The organism is Polaromonas sp. CG_9.7 (genome assembly GCF_015752205.1).
In the GTDB taxonomy this organism is placed as follows: Bacteria; Pseudomonadota; Gammaproteobacteria; order Burkholderiales; family Burkholderiaceae_C; genus Polaromonas.
Map to the genome: position 1 here is coordinate 1 of NZ_JADOVG010000007.1, position 13815 is coordinate 13815.

Annotated in this window: 17 protein-coding genes and 2 tRNA genes; 4 read left to right on the forward strand and 15 right to left on the reverse strand. The window is 53.1% G+C overall.

What is annotated here, in order from left to right; all coding sequences use genetic code 11:
* Positions 1–307: 307 nt before the first annotated feature.
* Positions 308–928: a methyltransferase domain-containing protein gene (locus IWX87_RS08620; RefSeq protein ID WP_196863128.1), complete on the reverse strand. Its 621-nt coding sequence runs from the start codon at positions 926–928 to the stop codon at positions 308–310.
* A gap of 377 nt (positions 929–1305) precedes the next feature.
* Between IWX87_RS08620 and IWX87_RS19945 the strand changes: the two genes are divergently transcribed.
* Entirely contained in the window at positions 1306–1848 is a 543-nt protein-coding gene (locus IWX87_RS19945; RefSeq protein WP_280757513.1) for a glycine zipper 2TM domain-containing protein, read from the forward strand.
* Between the two features lie 153 nt (positions 1849–2001).
* Here IWX87_RS19945 and IWX87_RS08630 read toward each other — a convergent pair whose 3' ends face one another.
* From IWX87_RS08630 to IWX87_RS08690, 14 genes are all read right to left on the reverse strand, one after another.
* Positions 2002–2274: a DUF1272 domain-containing protein gene (locus IWX87_RS08630; RefSeq protein WP_196863129.1), complete on the reverse strand. Its 273-nt coding sequence runs from the start codon at positions 2272–2274 to the stop codon at positions 2002–2004.
* A gap of 66 nt (positions 2275–2340) precedes the next feature.
* On the reverse strand, positions 2341–2688 hold the full coding sequence (locus IWX87_RS08635; RefSeq protein ID WP_196863130.1) for a hypothetical protein: 348 nt from the start codon (positions 2686–2688) through the stop codon (positions 2341–2343).
* Entirely contained in the window at positions 2648–2830 is a 183-nt protein-coding gene (locus tag IWX87_RS08640) for a hypothetical protein (RefSeq protein ID WP_196863131.1), read from the reverse strand. The genes IWX87_RS08635 and IWX87_RS08640 overlap by 41 nt, the downstream gene beginning before the upstream one ends.
* A gap of 101 nt (positions 2831–2931) precedes the next feature.
* Positions 2932–3057, reverse strand: coding sequence for a hypothetical protein (locus IWX87_RS19875; RefSeq protein WP_255532155.1), 126 nt, complete (start codon positions 3055–3057; stop codon positions 2932–2934).
* A gap of 282 nt (positions 3058–3339) precedes the next feature.
* On the reverse strand, positions 3340–3522 hold the full coding sequence (locus IWX87_RS20025; RefSeq protein ID WP_196863132.1) for a DUF2845 domain-containing protein: 183 nt from the start codon (positions 3520–3522) through the stop codon (positions 3340–3342).
* Between the two features lie 335 nt (positions 3523–3857).
* The gene (locus IWX87_RS08650) at positions 3858–4256 is read right to left on the reverse strand and encodes a cupin domain-containing protein (protein ID WP_196863133.1); all 399 of its coding nucleotides are present in this window, start codon (positions 4254–4256) and stop codon (positions 3858–3860) included.
* A 598-nt stretch (positions 4257–4854) separates the two neighbouring features.
* Positions 4855–4930 (reverse strand) — tRNA-Lys (locus IWX87_RS08655).
* A gap of 10 nt (positions 4931–4940) precedes the next feature.
* Positions 4941–5016, reverse strand: a tRNA-Lys gene (locus IWX87_RS08660).
* A 75-nt stretch (positions 5017–5091) separates the two neighbouring features.
* Positions 5092–5931 (reverse strand): ThiF family adenylyltransferase, encoded by an 840-nt coding sequence (locus tag IWX87_RS08665; RefSeq protein WP_196863134.1) that lies wholly within the window; start codon positions 5929–5931, stop codon positions 5092–5094.
* A gap of 103 nt (positions 5932–6034) precedes the next feature.
* On the reverse strand, positions 6035–6757 hold the full coding sequence (ybgF, locus tag IWX87_RS08670) for a tol-pal system protein YbgF (protein ID WP_196863135.1): 723 nt from the start codon (positions 6755–6757) through the stop codon (positions 6035–6037).
* Positions 6758–6811: 54 nt separating this feature from the next.
* On the reverse strand, positions 6812–7357 hold the full coding sequence (pal, locus tag IWX87_RS08675; protein WP_196863136.1) for a peptidoglycan-associated lipoprotein Pal: 546 nt from the start codon (positions 7355–7357) through the stop codon (positions 6812–6814).
* Positions 7358–7397: 40 nt separating this feature from the next.
* Positions 7398–8687, reverse strand: coding sequence for a Tol-Pal system beta propeller repeat protein TolB (tolB, locus tag IWX87_RS08680; RefSeq protein WP_196863137.1), 1290 nt, complete (start codon positions 8685–8687; stop codon positions 7398–7400).
* Between the two features lie 14 nt (positions 8688–8701).
* Positions 8702–9544, reverse strand: a complete 843-nt coding sequence (locus tag IWX87_RS08685; RefSeq protein WP_196863138.1) for a glycosyltransferase family 2 protein — start codon at positions 9542–9544, stop codon at positions 8702–8704.
* Positions 9541–10347, reverse strand: coding sequence for a glycosyltransferase family 2 protein (locus tag IWX87_RS08690; RefSeq protein ID WP_348535225.1), 807 nt, complete (start codon positions 10345–10347; stop codon positions 9541–9543). The genes IWX87_RS08685 and IWX87_RS08690 overlap by 4 nt, the downstream gene beginning before the upstream one ends.
* A gap of 121 nt (positions 10348–10468) precedes the next feature.
* Here IWX87_RS08690 and IWX87_RS08695 point away from each other — a divergent pair, with 121 nt between their 5' ends.
* From IWX87_RS08695 to IWX87_RS08705, 3 genes are all read left to right on the forward strand, one after another.
* A complete protein-coding gene (locus IWX87_RS08695) occupies positions 10469–11728 on the forward strand; it encodes an O-antigen ligase (RefSeq protein WP_231374693.1) in 1260 nt (419 codons plus the stop codon).
* 23 nt (positions 11729–11751) lie between these two features.
* A complete protein-coding gene (gene msbA, locus IWX87_RS08700) occupies positions 11752–13494 on the forward strand; it encodes a lipid A export permease/ATP-binding protein MsbA (RefSeq protein ID WP_196863139.1) in 1743 nt (580 codons plus the stop codon).
* 79 nt (positions 13495–13573) lie between these two features.
* The gene (locus IWX87_RS08705; RefSeq protein WP_196863140.1) at positions 13574–13741 is read left to right on the forward strand and encodes a hypothetical protein; all 168 of its coding nucleotides are present in this window, start codon (positions 13574–13576) and stop codon (positions 13739–13741) included.
* The last annotated feature ends 74 nt before the right edge of the window (positions 13742–13815 follow it).

Here is a 13815-nt window from a genome sequence, read left to right on the forward strand (position 1 = left end):
TACCGGATCGGCCTCAAGTCGCTGGGTCGGCGCTATCTTGAGCTGCACGATGAGATTGCCGACCTGGACGTGATGATCGGCGCCATCGTCCAAGATGCGCACGTTCAGAACACTTTCCAGATGCCCTGGATGCGGACAAAAGTCGCCTTCGCCACAGGTCTTTAGTGCCGAACGAAATCGTCTTGCCAGTCAGGCCGAATCTTAAAAGCCTCGATGCTCTGGCCATCAATTCTGTAGCCAACGACGAGTTGGTCGCGTATGTGTAGTGGAGGCCGGCGGCGGGCCATGAAGTCCGTTAAAGCCGTACTCATCTCTCTTGATGAAGCATCAGATGAAGCCCAAGTTCATAGCTGACGTTGGAATTGAGCACTTTTGCATAAGGTGGCTTGGGCCAGACCCAGTCCTGTGCGGAAAAGATAGCCCGCATAGCGTTGATGTCGCAGTGATAAGCCGGACCTGCTATTACCCCTTCGCTGGTGGATTCCGGTCGCGTCATCTGCATGAACAGTGCCCAAATGCTGCCCCGGGGTTTGAGCCACTGGCGAAGCTGCCTGGCGTAGTTAACCCAATGGTCCGGATGCAGTGCGCACAGGCAGGTCTGCTCATAAATGGCATCAAACGGCTTACCCGGCTGATACGTCAGGACATCGGCCTGCACGACATCGCCACTCAAGCCCTGAGCCGTCAACAGGGCCCGGGTCCACTCGTCCGCCGCCGGGGTGTAGCCGATGCCGATTGCCTCGAACCCTCGCCTGGCAAGCTCGGCCACCTCCCAGCCACTTCCGCAACCAGGAACGGCAATGCGGCATGGTTGCAATGCGCCACTCTCCAGCCATGCCAGCAACTGAGGACTGGTCGCATCGCGGTCCCAGCCGGTTTGCTTTTTCTCAAAACGCTCTTGCCAGAAATTGGTTGGGGATCCTGTCATGGTGGGCGCTCGGTCTTTCTTTTGAGGAAATTGAAATTGCTGTCGGCAGTGCACGGTCGGGCCGTCCCGCGACATCTTTTCAGTAACCCTTCATGACGCTCACTCCATCCTTGAGGTCATACAACACATTTGGCAGCTCGTCCAGGCAAGCCCCAACGAACTTGCATACCCAGCCGCGCTGACCTTTGTCGTTGTTCGCCAGTATTTTCATCAATGCAGGCATGCCAGCCGAAAACTTGATGCAAGCAGGCGAGACCTCTGATTTAGGACTTGTTGAACTCCGTTACATCTGAAATGCCTTCTGCGTCACTTTTCCTGCTGAGTCGCGCGTTGTAAAGATTCAGGCGGTTAATCAGCCTCATCACTAGGAGTATTAAATGGAAATAAATAACCCCTCGAACCACATTCACCCATTGATGGCGGGCGCTGCGGTGTCGGTCATTCTCGTGAGTCTCTTGGGCATCGCAACGATGAGTGGTGTTTTACCGAATTCGCATGCAACGGCAGGGGCGCCTACTGCTGTGCAAACTGCGCCTGTTGCCACACAGGCGCTCGCCGCCGCGCCGGCACCTGCCCCCACGCAGCCAGTCGCTCCTCAAGTCGCAGCGGCTACGGCAGTCCACAGCGAAGGCACGAAGCACAAAACCGTCATGCATCACCATTCCGTCCAGCACGCGCAAGTGCATGCGCAGCCCAGCCAACAGTTTTCCCAGGCCCCTGCGTACCAGCAGCCAGCACCCGCCTACCAAAAAGCAGCCCCTGTTGCACAAAATAGCCCTATTGGCATCGGCGTCGGTGCAGTCGTTGGAGGATTACTGGGCAATCAGTTAGGCGGAGGCAAGGGAAAGACCCTGGCAACCATCGCCGGAGCTGTGGGCGGCGGCTATGTTGGCAATGAAATCGCCAAACGAAATCCATAAGCTGGGCACAGGCGGCAGGTAGTCGCAACAGGTAGGCCGTCTGCAGCTATGCAACGGCTAGCATCATTGGCTGCGTGCTTTTGGGCTCACACCGACCCCTTGCCGGCTGCTTTTCGCAGCGATTGAGGCCAATTTCACCCAGTGCCCTTGGCGCTATACACCGGACTCTTGTTCAGCCAATGCAGATTTGGCGCAACCGCCGGGCTTGAAAATGCGCTCTGTCGAGGCTGGATTGTTTTCAAGCTTGGCTGCCGGACTTCTGGGCCTGGTCATAAGTTCGCCACGGCAATTGGGGCAGATGCACATCAGCACTGTCTGTGCGCAGTAAACGCAGAAAGTGCATTCAAACGAGCAGATGTGGGCCTCGCCAGATTCCGGTGGAAGGTCACGGTTGCAGCACTCGCAGTTCGGTCGAAGCTCAAGCATGCTTACGGATTCAAAGGGAAAATAAAAAGACTGACACTGAGCAGGGCTGAGTTGAAGTGCCAGGATTCAAAATCCAAACGGTACGCGCTTCATGCGCTCATTGGCGAACATCATGCCAGCAACGAGGGCACCCAAGCGGTCTACGCGCACAGTACCGGAGGCAAACCGCGGCTGAGTGACGCGGCCCTCACCAAGGCGGGGACCCGTATCATCGACTACAAACGGCACGGCAATGCGCTTTTTGACGTTGTAGTTGACGCCAAACGCCCCCATTGCCACGCATTTAGCGACAAGGCTGCGCGGCGCGACGGCCGCGGCAATGCGAAGCGGGTTCACACAGCGCGACTGCTCGGCTTCGTCAGCGATAGAACGGTCAGCCAGCGTGGTCGGCGAGACATAAAAAAACCAAGCCATCCTCCTGCAGGACTGGCTCGACGGATTGAATGACGCGTTCGTTGACACTGGCAGAACCACGGCCCAAGATGCCGTACCAGTTCACGACGCCTACCGACGGATTGGTCCAGCCGTCAGCACCGATGCGCTTCAAATCCTGCATAAAACGTCCGGTGCACGTCGCGTTGCTCTCAGAGCCTTCATACGAGTTGCCGTCCGCAGGTATACCCGCCCGGCAATGCACAGGTGGGTGAGCGCGCCCGCCTAAGCGTTGCGCAGATGGTAGGCGCGCGCATAGCCATCAATGTTGATGTTGCGCTTTGCAAACGCGGTAACACCTCCATCAAAGAGCAGCCATGAGCGGCGCGCGCCGCCCAGGTTGAACGCCAAGGAGCCGTCACAGTCGGCCGCTAGCGCCGGGACCAGCATTGAGCCCAAGCATGCTGCAATGAAAATGCGCTAGCGAAATAATAATGTGAGACCGTGAACTCTCATGGCTGTGCCCTTTCTGCCAGGTTGGTGGGACAACGATGCTACGCCGCTGCGGGTCAATAGGCAACAACGGCAAAAGGTTGATGAGAAAACAATGGTCGAAATTTGGCTCGCGCTATTCCAAGGGATGTACAAGCCCGCTGGAACTGCGCCTTTGACTTCATCAGCTCGGGCGCGGGATTACGGCGTTGCCCGCGTGCCGTAAGTGATGGATAGCACCACGCCAGCACGAAAGCGCAACGTCGCGGCGAGATTTCCAGGGCCACGGTCGTACAGCCATTCATCGACCACTAGGCAAGGAACGACCGAGCTGGCAAACGGCTCGGGCACCACTGGAATCCAGGGTAAAGTAGACCGGCGCACAGTAGGAGTCCTGAATCAACGGCTCCCGCATTGGTAGCGGACAGACAGGCGCGAGTCGGCTGTTTCAACGATTTAGCCATTGCAGCGCAGCGTTTCCGCAACGCAGGCAGGCAAAAAACAGCGGCAAGGTGAATGCGGACAGGGAATTTCACACCTGCTACTTTCGCACCAAACAGCCGCGGAACGAAATAGTTATCCAGTCGACGTTCATTGCTGGCTACCACTTCTTGGGATGCAAGTTCAAATTTTCTGGAAATTACGGATTCCATCCAGCATGGGCGGCTTTTACCTCACGCCTCTTGCAAGAAACTATCGAGCTGTGGACAGCGCACAAATTACTCGTCTATGACGGTTTCATGCTCTGCAGGAAGAATAAATTCAAGCAGTTCGCAGTCGTCCGACCAGCCAACGACGGTGTGCCGAATATTAGGCGGCTGTATCCAGCACGAGCCTTCTTTCATGGTTTGGACCCCCTGCCCCTCTAAGTCGCTTTTGAACCAGCCTTTGAGCACATAGACGAGCTGAAACTGCACATTGTGATGGTGGCGCTGGCTGAACTGCTCTGAAAATGGTGCGATCATGCGGATGACGTGCGCGGTGGCAACGCCATTTGTTGCCATTGCAATGCCCAAATCCCGATAGGCCGAATAGCTACGAAGGCCGCCAGTTTTGAAGTCTTCTTCATTGAGATGGCTTACCGAGAATTGTTGCTTTGATGAAGTGTCGACTGCCATAACGAACTCCTTTAAATGACCTCACAGCATCAGACCACGGGTAATTGTTAAGCACAAGGCGTTACCCGACCAGGAAGTAACTGCTTTGAAGCTCACGCTCGGTATTCTATTTTTGGCTACTGCCTGCCAGTCGCCCCACGCGCATTTTTCACCTTGCAGTCGCCACTAACCTTCTAAAAATAGGTTGCTAAACGCCTTGTATGACGAAATTTCGTCATCTTGATGCAACCAATTTTGAGGACAACATATGCAAGTTTTTGGAAACGTCGCTTCACCGTACAGCTCCGGTTTGTTTAGCCTTTTTCCGGCCTATGACACGAAGTGCAACGCTGCGCGACGACGACGACTGAAACCGGCGGCGCGCGCACGGCACGGACAAAAAGGGACCTGCACAAGGCGACTTCTGTCTACGCTCGGGGTATGAATTTTTTTTCGGCTTGCATGCAGGGAGCATGCAAGCCGAAAAAAACGCATATGAACCTGTGAGCTGGCGACTATGGCATTCCAATCAGCGCTATCAAAACCGCCTCCAAAGCCAGAAAAAACAAAGGCCTCCGAATGGAGGCCTTTGAAATTAAGTACTTGCGCTTCTTAAAGCTGGTGGGTTCTGCGAGATTCGAACTCGCGACCTACGGATTAAGAGTCCGCTGCTCTACCAGCTGAGCTAAGAACCCAAATAAAACTTGGTGGGACGTGCGGGGGTCGAACCCACGACAAACGGATTAAAAGTCCGCTGCTCTACCAACTGAGCTAACGTCCCAAGATTTTTTCTTGGCTGGGCTGTATGTCTACAGCACAGCCTCAAATTATAGCGTTCTTTGAACGCTTTTCCGAATCAAGCAGAAATTTTGTTAAGTATCCAACCAGCAGCACACATTCCGAAAGTCGCTGTAACGGTAACGATCGAACCATAACCATGACAATTCAATGTTCCATCAGATTGCGGCGCCAACGATTCAGACAAATTTTCTTTTGCGGCAATATCTCCGAAAAGCACTGAAGCACCTTGTACAACTGATGGCTTCGTAACCGGTTCGCGGCTAAACACACACATCACATTCATCTTGCCAGTTCGAGCTGCGGAATGATTCTTACGCAAGCGGGATCGAACTTGCGCCAGCAAGGGATCGTGTGTGACAGCCGATAGATCTTCAATATCTACCTGATGGGCCAGCCGCTTGCCTCCAGCAGCACCAACACTAATAAAACAGGCATTGGTTCGCAGGGCCCAAGCTGCCAATGCAATTTTGGCTTTTACTTGGTCACATGCATCAATGAACGCCGTCTTGTGACAACTGGCTTGAGCATCAAAAGAAACTAGGCCTGGCCAGTTTTCTCCATCGACAAATTCTTCGATGCAATTGACTTGGCATATCGGATTGATAAACGCAATTCGTTCTCGCATAGCCTGGACTTTGGATTGTCCCAAGGTGGTGTCGAGTGCATGAACCTGTCGATTGATGTTGGACTCTGAAATGTGGTCAAGGTCAATCAGCGTCAAGCGGGCCACACCGCTACGCGCCAAGGCTTCTGCGGCCCAAGAACCGACACCACCCAAACCCACTACGACGACATGGGCTGTGCGTATATGAGAAGCCCCAATAACCCCGTACAAACGTGTGAGCCCTCCACTGCGACGCTCAAGATCTATGGCATTCAAGTCGGGCTGATTCATCTTTTTTACTAGCTTCTCATGGGTATGGTCTCACATGGACTGAAGATTTCAACCGCGTGAAACTGACTTTTAATAAAGCAAGATCAGTTCCAAAATTAAGCCGTTACTTGAGCTTAACGAGGCGCTCCTTGGCAGCAGATGCTGCCTCAGACTGCGGGTAGGAAGCAATCAGCTCATCGAGAATTTTACGTGCAGCCTTGGTGTCTTTAAGTTCAACTTGGCAGTTGGCCATTGACAAAAGAGCTTCAGGCGCACGAGGATGCTGGGGGTCAGAAGTGGCCAGCATGCGAAAGTTACCTGCCGCTGATTTGTAGTCCCGCAAGGCATATTGCGCATTAGCCAGCCAGAAAAGGGACGATGACTTGTAACCGCTTTGAGGATAGCGCTTTAGGAAGGCGGTGTAAGCTGACTGGGCAGCCAAAAAATCACCTTTCCGAAGATAGGCGAGCGCCGTTTCGAACTCCTGCTTTTCAGCAGGCTCGGCTTCAAAATCCTTGCCATCTATGGACACCTTACCAGGCTCAATCTTACGCAGGCGCTCTTCCACACCTTGGGCTACATCCTTTTGAGAACGCTGAACATCGGAAACACCACGCGTCAGCTGTTCATTTTGACCGCGCAAAATAGCCATTTCGCTGCGGAGCGATTCGATTTGATTAGACAGTTCCAGAAGACTGCGGCGAAGTTGCACATTTTCTTCATTGCCTCTTCGAAGCTCTTCGGTCGTGCGCAGTTGCGAAGCGTCAACCTTTTGCCGTAAGTCAAGAATTGCCCTGCGAGCATCGTCATCTTCAAACAATGCCGCGCTGGCATTGAATGCCAGCATGCAAGCGACTACAACAAAAAAAATTCTGGATATGTTCACCGTTAGTTCGCCTGGTTAACGGTAGTTAAGTTCTGCACGACGATTTCGCGCCATAGAGTCCTGATCAAATCCGGCAACAGCAGGCTTTTCCTTGCCAAAACTGACGGCTTCAACCTGAGAATCCGTAACACCCAGCAAACCGAGCGCACGACGAACTGATTCAGCGCGTTTTTGACCCAACGCGAGGTTGTATTCTCTGCCACCACTTTCATCGGTATGCCCTTCTATGGCCATGCGGCGAGACTTGTTTGCGCTTAGATACTTTGCATGTGCCTCGATAACGCTCTGGAACTCAGGCTTGACCACAAAGCTGTCGAAGTCAAAATAAACAATTCTTGCAGTGTTGGCTGGACCTGCAACGGATGCATCAGAAGCACCAATCTGCACGGGCGTAACACCCCTGGCTGCAGCTGCTGCTGCTGCAGCAGCATCCGCGTCAGCTTGCGATGTAGTGGATCTGTCTTCGACAGGAACGTCTTGCAGTTTGACATTAGAGCCACAAGCCACCAAGGCAGTTGCAAGGACAAGATATGAAATGACGAAAGAGAAAAAGCGCTTCATTGATTACCTCTGCTAAATAAAATAGTTACGGAATTATTGCTTATCGCTGGAAAGGACCCCAGTCTGGCTCGCGTATGTCTCCGCCTGCGCCTGAAAGACGTGCTTTTATCTTTCCGTCGAGGGTTGTGGTCATTAGCGCCTCTTTGCCCTGCTGTTGCGTTGCATAAACAATCAACCGGCTGTTTGGAGCAAAGCTCGGACTTTCGTCAGCAGAAGTATCTGTAATAGCCGTAGTCGCTCCGCTAGCAAGTTCCATGACGTGCAGTTTGAATGCACCCCCAATTCTTGAAACGAATGCCAGCCAACGACCGTCAGGACTGAGGGCCGGTGATATGTTGTAGTTGCCGGTAAAAGTCACTCGGTCAGCGTTTCCACCGGCAGGGCTCATGCGGTAAATCTGAGGAGAGCCGCCCCTGTCGCTGACGAAATAGATAGAACGTCCATCAGGGGAAAATGCAGGCTCGGTGTCGATGCTGGATGTCTGGGTCAAACGTTTGGGCTCGCCGCCATTGAGTGGCAGTGCGTACAGTTGCGAGCCACCTGCCTGGCTGAGTGTAGCGACCATCTGGCTGCCATCAGGTGACCAAGCAGGGGCGCTGTTGGAGCCGCGAAAGTTCGCCAGCAGACGCCGTTTTCCAGTGGCTACCTCGTGAGAGTAAATCACTGGCTTGCGGGACTCGAAAGACACATAAGCCAGTTGGGCTCCATTCGGCGACCAAGCAGGGGAAATGATAGGCTCAGGACTCGCAAGGGCTGACTGCGCACTTTCACCATCTGAATCTGCAACCCACAGCGTATAACGCTGACCCGCCTTGGTCACATAGGCAATCCGTGTAGAAAAAATGCCTTTTTCACCGGTGAGCTTTTCGTAAACGAAATCAGAAACACGATGCGACGCCAGCCTTAAATCTGCTTTCGCGACGGTGTAACTTTGTCCACCCAGGTCCTGCTCACGAACAACATCCCACAAGCGAAGTCGCACTTCGAACCGCCCGTCGGCAAGCGGTGAAACGCTGCCTGTCACCATGGCATCTGCACCCTTTTGACGCCAGCTTGCAAGATCAGGACGGGTATTCTCGTCCGCCACCACACCCATTGCATCTACGGTGCGAAACATGCCGCTTCGCTCCAGGTCGGCTTTGACAATGCTGCCGATTTTTTGTGGCGATTGCGCTTCACCCTTGAAGGGCGCGATGGCAATCGGAAGCTGGGTCATACCCACACCCGAGACTTCAACACGAAATTGGGCGAATGCCGGAAATGGCAAGACTGCACCTGCGGCCAACAGACTGAAAACCGATCGGCGGTTTAAAGGCGATGTAATGCTCATATATCTGGTTTTTATCAATGTAATTGGGTAAATTTGATGAATGTCGACGTCTTGAGTTCCCGTAAACCTTTTTCTGCAAGGATTAAATGGGAGTTCAGACGCGCCATTACGCGATTTTTATTGACCGACTCACTGTCACGCTTGCTTTCCGGATGCCAAAGGTGAAAAACCTCAGTTGCCAGGAATCCATTTTTCCTTCGAATTCCGAGATGGCTAAGCCGCAGTACAAAATCGGCATCTTCATGGCCCCAGCCTTCAAAGGATTCATCAAATCCATTGACATTGATGAAATCCCTTTTCCACACGCCAAGGTTGCAACCTCGGATGCCACGCCACAGGAATCTTTTTTTTACTCTGAATAAATTTTTTGGCCAACCCAGCAGATGCACTAATTTGTTGGAATCTCCACGCAGCCTTGCACGCAGCCAGAAATTCGCAGGCTGAATGAGAAGGTCTAGTGCATTATCAAGAACAGAGGATGTCAATTGATGGTTTAAGAGCACCCGACTGCCATTGACAAAACAGCCAGGCTGGGCAATTCGCTCATGTTGCGCTACAAAAGCACGGTTTGGAATGCAATCACCGTCAAGAAAAACCAGATATTCGCCTGTGGCATGACTTGCCGCCAAGTTTCGAGCGCGTGAAATGGTGAACCCGCTGTCTGGATGCCACACATGAAGTACCGGACAATTAAAAACAGGACAGAGGTCGAAAAGCATCTGTACCTGATCCTGCCGTGAACCATCGTCCGCAATGATGACCTGATGTCCATCATTGCACTGCCGAGCCAGGGAGCGCAGAACAGCCAGCAATGCATCTGTACGGTTGTAAGTCAGGACAATGAAGCTGATTTTCATGGCGATGTAGACGATGCCTTTCGGTCAATCAACAGCAGCCATAGCTTCAGGTATCGGTAGTAAGTTCCTTCAGCGTTGGAGATGGCCAGTGCCAGGCCCATCCAGCCATCCAGAAACCCCATCTGCAAAAAGTAGGTTCGAATGAATGCCCACAGACCATGGCCGAGCGCTTTGGGAAATGACGACGACTTGCCCTTGCTCAGCAAGCGTTGGGCACCGGCACTGGAATAGCGATCAACTTTGTCCAAGACCGTTTCAAAATCTGGAAAACTTTCATGCAGCAGCTGATTGCGCAACGGGCTGACTTGACCCGTCGAGTCAAGTTTTTCATGGATGATATCGTCTGAAAATCGGGCTGAACCACGCCGAAAGAGCCGCGTGACAAGGTCTGGATACCAGCCTGAATGATGGATATATTGACCGCAATAACTGGATAGACGTGGAAAGCTGTAGGCATCGGCCTCGGGCTGTTCAAGGACCTGCTTGATTTCAGCTTGAAGCGCAACGCTCAAGCGCTCGTCAGCATCAATAGACAGCACCCAGAGGGAACTGGCAAGTGCCAGCGCACGGTTTTTTTGAACGCCAAATCCCTGCCAGTCGGTGTTAATGCTGACCTCTGCACCCAGGTTGCGGGCCAACAGCACGGTTTCGTCAGAACTACCGGAATCAAGCACGATGATCTGATCAGCAAAGTGAACCGAGCGCAAACAAGCCTCAATGTTGTGTGCTTCATTCTTTGTAATCACGATGACCGACAAGCTTGTCAACAAATACCTTTTTAGTTCATTTCCACCGCTGTTCAAGGACTTTGGCAGTCACCCGATGTATGCAAAGCATAGCAGACCGACTTGCAAATTCGCTTTGCGGGAGGGCAAATGGAATCGCCGATAATGCGGGCAAATCCTTTTCCGCACCAAAGCTAATTTGTTTAAAAACACGATCAATTTCCGACTTGCAGTCATTTGCCTGGCAGCAGCTTCCGTCGGATTGTCGATGGTTTTTATCAGTATTTCAAAGTTCTTGTTGATTGTTCTGGGTGCGGGCGTCCTGCTTTTTTCACGCCACTTTCCGACACCAGAGCGCCAGTTGAAAGGCATGGTTACGCCGATTGCGGTCCTGCTGGTGCTGTTGGCATTTGCGCTCAGCCTTTTTTGGACCGTGGCGCCTCAAGCGGATGCTCTTGGCTCGTGGGTCAAGTACGGCAAGCTGATCATGGTGCTTCTTTTGGTGATCCTCATCCGCGACCGGCGCGAGGCAATTTATGCGTTAAGCACGTTTGCTGCTGCGCAAGTCTTTTTACTGGCCAGTTCCTGGATGCTGTTCGTGCACCTGCCTGTGCCCTGGGCAACTTCCCGCATGGCATTGACCGAATATGCCGTCTTTTCCAGCTATCTTGACCAAGGCATCATGAGTGCAGTATTTGCTGCCCTTTGCTGGCATTTGCGCGAACTCGTTCCCGGGCGATTTGGTCGAAGCCTGGCGATTTTTGTGGCATTTGCAGCAGTCGCCAATATTCTTTTTGTTCTCATGGGACGCACGGCCCACGTGGTTTCGATTGTGCTCATATCGTTGGCGATCATGTGGGAACTGCCGAAAAAATACCGACCCTTTATGGTTTTGCTGCCATTCCTTCTTGCTCTCGGCTTGTTTTTTGCCTCCAGCAAGGTTCGGGACAGAATGACCCTGGTTCAAACAGAGGTGTTGGCTTACTCTGCCCAGAAAACGGCCGATACATCATCCGGAATACGGCTTGATTTGTGGAAAACGGCAGTGCAGGCCATCGGTGAACATCCCATTACAGGCTCAGGCATTGGAAGCTGGAGCACGCAATTCAACCGGCTTCAACATGAAAAAAATCCTGCCCACGTCGATATTGACGGCAACGGCAACCCGCATCAGGAATTTTTTCTCTGGGGCGTGCAACTTGGAATTCCAGGCATTCTTATGTTCATGGCCTTGCTGTTTTCAATCTGGCGAGACACGCTGAAATTCCCCACGCCCTATGCGCGCGCAGCACAGTCGACCCTTATTTCGCTGGCTGTTGCCTGCCTTTTCAATTCTTCCCTTTACGATGCGCAGATAGGAGATTTTTTTTGTATCCTGATCGGTTTGCTCTTGGCATTGGGTCGTCTAAGCATTCTTGAACAGCCTATTGCTCAACCACATCTACAACAGCCTGCGTGACAAAGCTGACTTTAAAAGAAATCGTGATACCGGCCCCTAAACAGACCCTGCGGCGCAGGCTGGCGCGCGTGTGGCCTTATTTCAGCGGCTCGCGGGCAGGTTGGGCGCTGGCAATTGGCTCCACCGTCGTCGCCTCTGCGACCGAGCCTTTTGTGCCTGCCTTGCTCAAACCCTTGCTGGATCGCGGTTTCCAGCGGGATGACTTGAATCTTTGGATAGTGCCCGTCACGCTGATGCTGCTGTTCATCATCCGGGGGCTTTCAGGGTTCCTGGCGCAATTGGCATTGGCCAAGGTGACCAACGACGGTTTACTGGAACTGCGCAAAGCCATGTTTGGCAAAATGCTCAGTGCCCGGCTGAGCCTGTTTTCGGATCAAAGCTCCAGCATGATCGCCAATACAGTTGTGTATGAAGTGTTCAATGGCTCGTCAGCACTGATCAATGCGGTCATGCGGCTGGCGCGGGATGTACTGACACTGCTGGCGCTCATCAGCTACCTCGTCTACCTGAACTGGAAACTCACGCTGATCGTCGGTTTTCTGTTTCCTGCAGTTGCCCTGGTCATTCAGGTGCTCTCCAAACGCCTGTACCGCCTGACCAAAGAAAGCCAGACGGCCACGGACAGCCTGGCCTATGTGGTGGAAGAAAATGTCATGGCGCACCGGGATGTTCGCCTGCATGGCGCTCAGGCATCCCAAGCCAGCCGTTTTGACAAGCTGAGCCATTCATTGCGCGGCCTGTCGATGAAATCGACAGCAGCCTATGCCGGCATGAGTGCCATCACCCAGGTACTTGCCGCGATGGCGCTTTCGGCCGTGATTTCGATTGCGCTGATGCAAAGCGCAGAAAACACGACAACCGTGGGAGGCTTCGTGGCTTTTGTCACCGCCATGCTGCTGCTGATTGCCCCCATCAAAAGCCTGTCGGATGCCGCCACGCCCATCACCCGTGGGCTTGCAGCCGTCGAGCGTGGCCTGGACCTCATGGAACTGACACCCGACGAAACCAGCGGACATTTTGTCAAGGCAAGGGCCGTTGGTGAGATTGAATTTTCGGGTGTGGGCGTTTCCTACAAGGCTGATGCACCGCCCGTGCTTCAGGGCTTCAGTATGTCAATTTCTGCTGGAGAAACGCTTGCCATTGTGGGCGCTTCAGGTTCCGGCAAGACGACCCTGGTGAACTTGCTGCCCCGTTTCATCGAAATAACCGAGGGGCGTATTTCCCTGGACGGCGAGGACATTCGCGGCTGGGACCTGGCGTGCCTTCGTTCCCAGTTTGCAGTGGTCAGCCAGCATGTGGTGATGCTCAACAGCAGCATTGCCGATAACGTGACACTTGGACAGCCAGCCGATGTACATCGGGTCAGGGATTGTCTGGAAGCGGCAAACCTTGGGTCCTTGCTGGCCGGACTTCCTGAAGGCCTGAACACCGTGCTGGGCCACAATGCCATGCAGTTGTCAGGAGGCCAGCGTCAAAGGCTGGCCATTGCACGCGCACTCTACAAAAATGCACCGATTTTGATCCTGGATGAAGCCACCTCGGCGCTGGACACTGAATCGGAAATCGCTGTGCAAGAAGCCATCCGGCGCCTGACCAAGGGGCGGACTTCGCTGGTCATTGCGCACCGTCTGTCAACCATCCAGAACGCTGATCGCATCATCGTGATGGATTCAGGGCGAATCATCGAGTCAGGCACCCACAAGGAATTGCTGGCCATGGATGGCACCTTTGCACATCTCTATCGCTTGGGCTTCCAATCCGCATGAGTAGTTCAGGCGCACTGGAGTGCTCTTTGCGCCTGCTCAACGGATTGCCGATCCAAGACACTTACAGTGGTAATGCTGGATGAAAATCGTACTGCATCATGAACGAGATCAGGACGAACAGCAACCTGGTTCATTGATGGGCATGAAGCTTGCACGCGTTAACATGACCTTGGGAATTTTCCAATGCGTTGTGATTCCGCGCATTGCTTGCCCCCTGCCAACAGTTACTTTTATCCCTTCAATTTGATCATGACCCTCAAACAAAAAATTTCGGCGATAGCTGCCTCCTTATGCATGACTCCTGCTACGCGCTTGCGAAAA

Coding starts and splice junctions, on each gene's coding strand:
- IWX87_RS08620 (WP_196863128.1), bottom strand. CDS start 928: ATGACAGGATCCCCAACCAATTTCTGGCAAGAGCGTTTTGAGAAAAAG.
- IWX87_RS19945 (WP_280757513.1), top strand. CDS start 1,306: ATGGAAATAAATAACCCCTCGAACCACATTCACCCATTGATGGCGGGC.
- IWX87_RS08630 (WP_196863129.1), bottom strand. CDS start 2,274: ATGCTTGAGCTTCGACCGAACTGCGAGTGCTGCAACCGTGACCTTCCA.
- IWX87_RS08635 (WP_196863130.1), bottom strand. CDS start 2,688: ATGGCTTGGTTTTTTTATGTCTCGCCGACCACGCTGGCTGACCGTTCT.
- IWX87_RS08640 (WP_196863131.1), bottom strand. CDS start 2,830: ATGCAGGATTTGAAGCGCATCGGTGCTGACGGCTGGACCAATCCGTCG.
- IWX87_RS08650 (WP_196863133.1), bottom strand. CDS start 4,256: ATGGCAGTCGACACTTCATCAAAGCAACAATTCTCGGTAAGCCATCTC.
- IWX87_RS08665 (WP_196863134.1), bottom strand. CDS start 5,931: ATGAATCAGCCCGACTTGAATGCCATAGATCTTGAGCGTCGCAGTGGA.
- ybgF (WP_196863135.1), bottom strand. CDS start 6,757: ATGCTGGCATTCAATGCCAGCGCGGCATTGTTTGAAGATGACGATGCT.
- pal (WP_196863136.1), bottom strand. CDS start 7,357: ATGAAGCGCTTTTTCTCTTTCGTCATTTCATATCTTGTCCTTGCAACT.
- tolB (WP_196863137.1), bottom strand. CDS start 8,687: ATGAGCATTACATCGCCTTTAAACCGCCGATCGGTTTTCAGTCTGTTG.
- IWX87_RS08685 (WP_196863138.1), bottom strand. CDS start 9,544: ATGAAAATCAGCTTCATTGTCCTGACTTACAACCGTACAGATGCATTG.
- IWX87_RS08705 (WP_196863140.1), top strand. CDS start 13,574: ATGAAAATCGTACTGCATCATGAACGAGATCAGGACGAACAGCAACCT.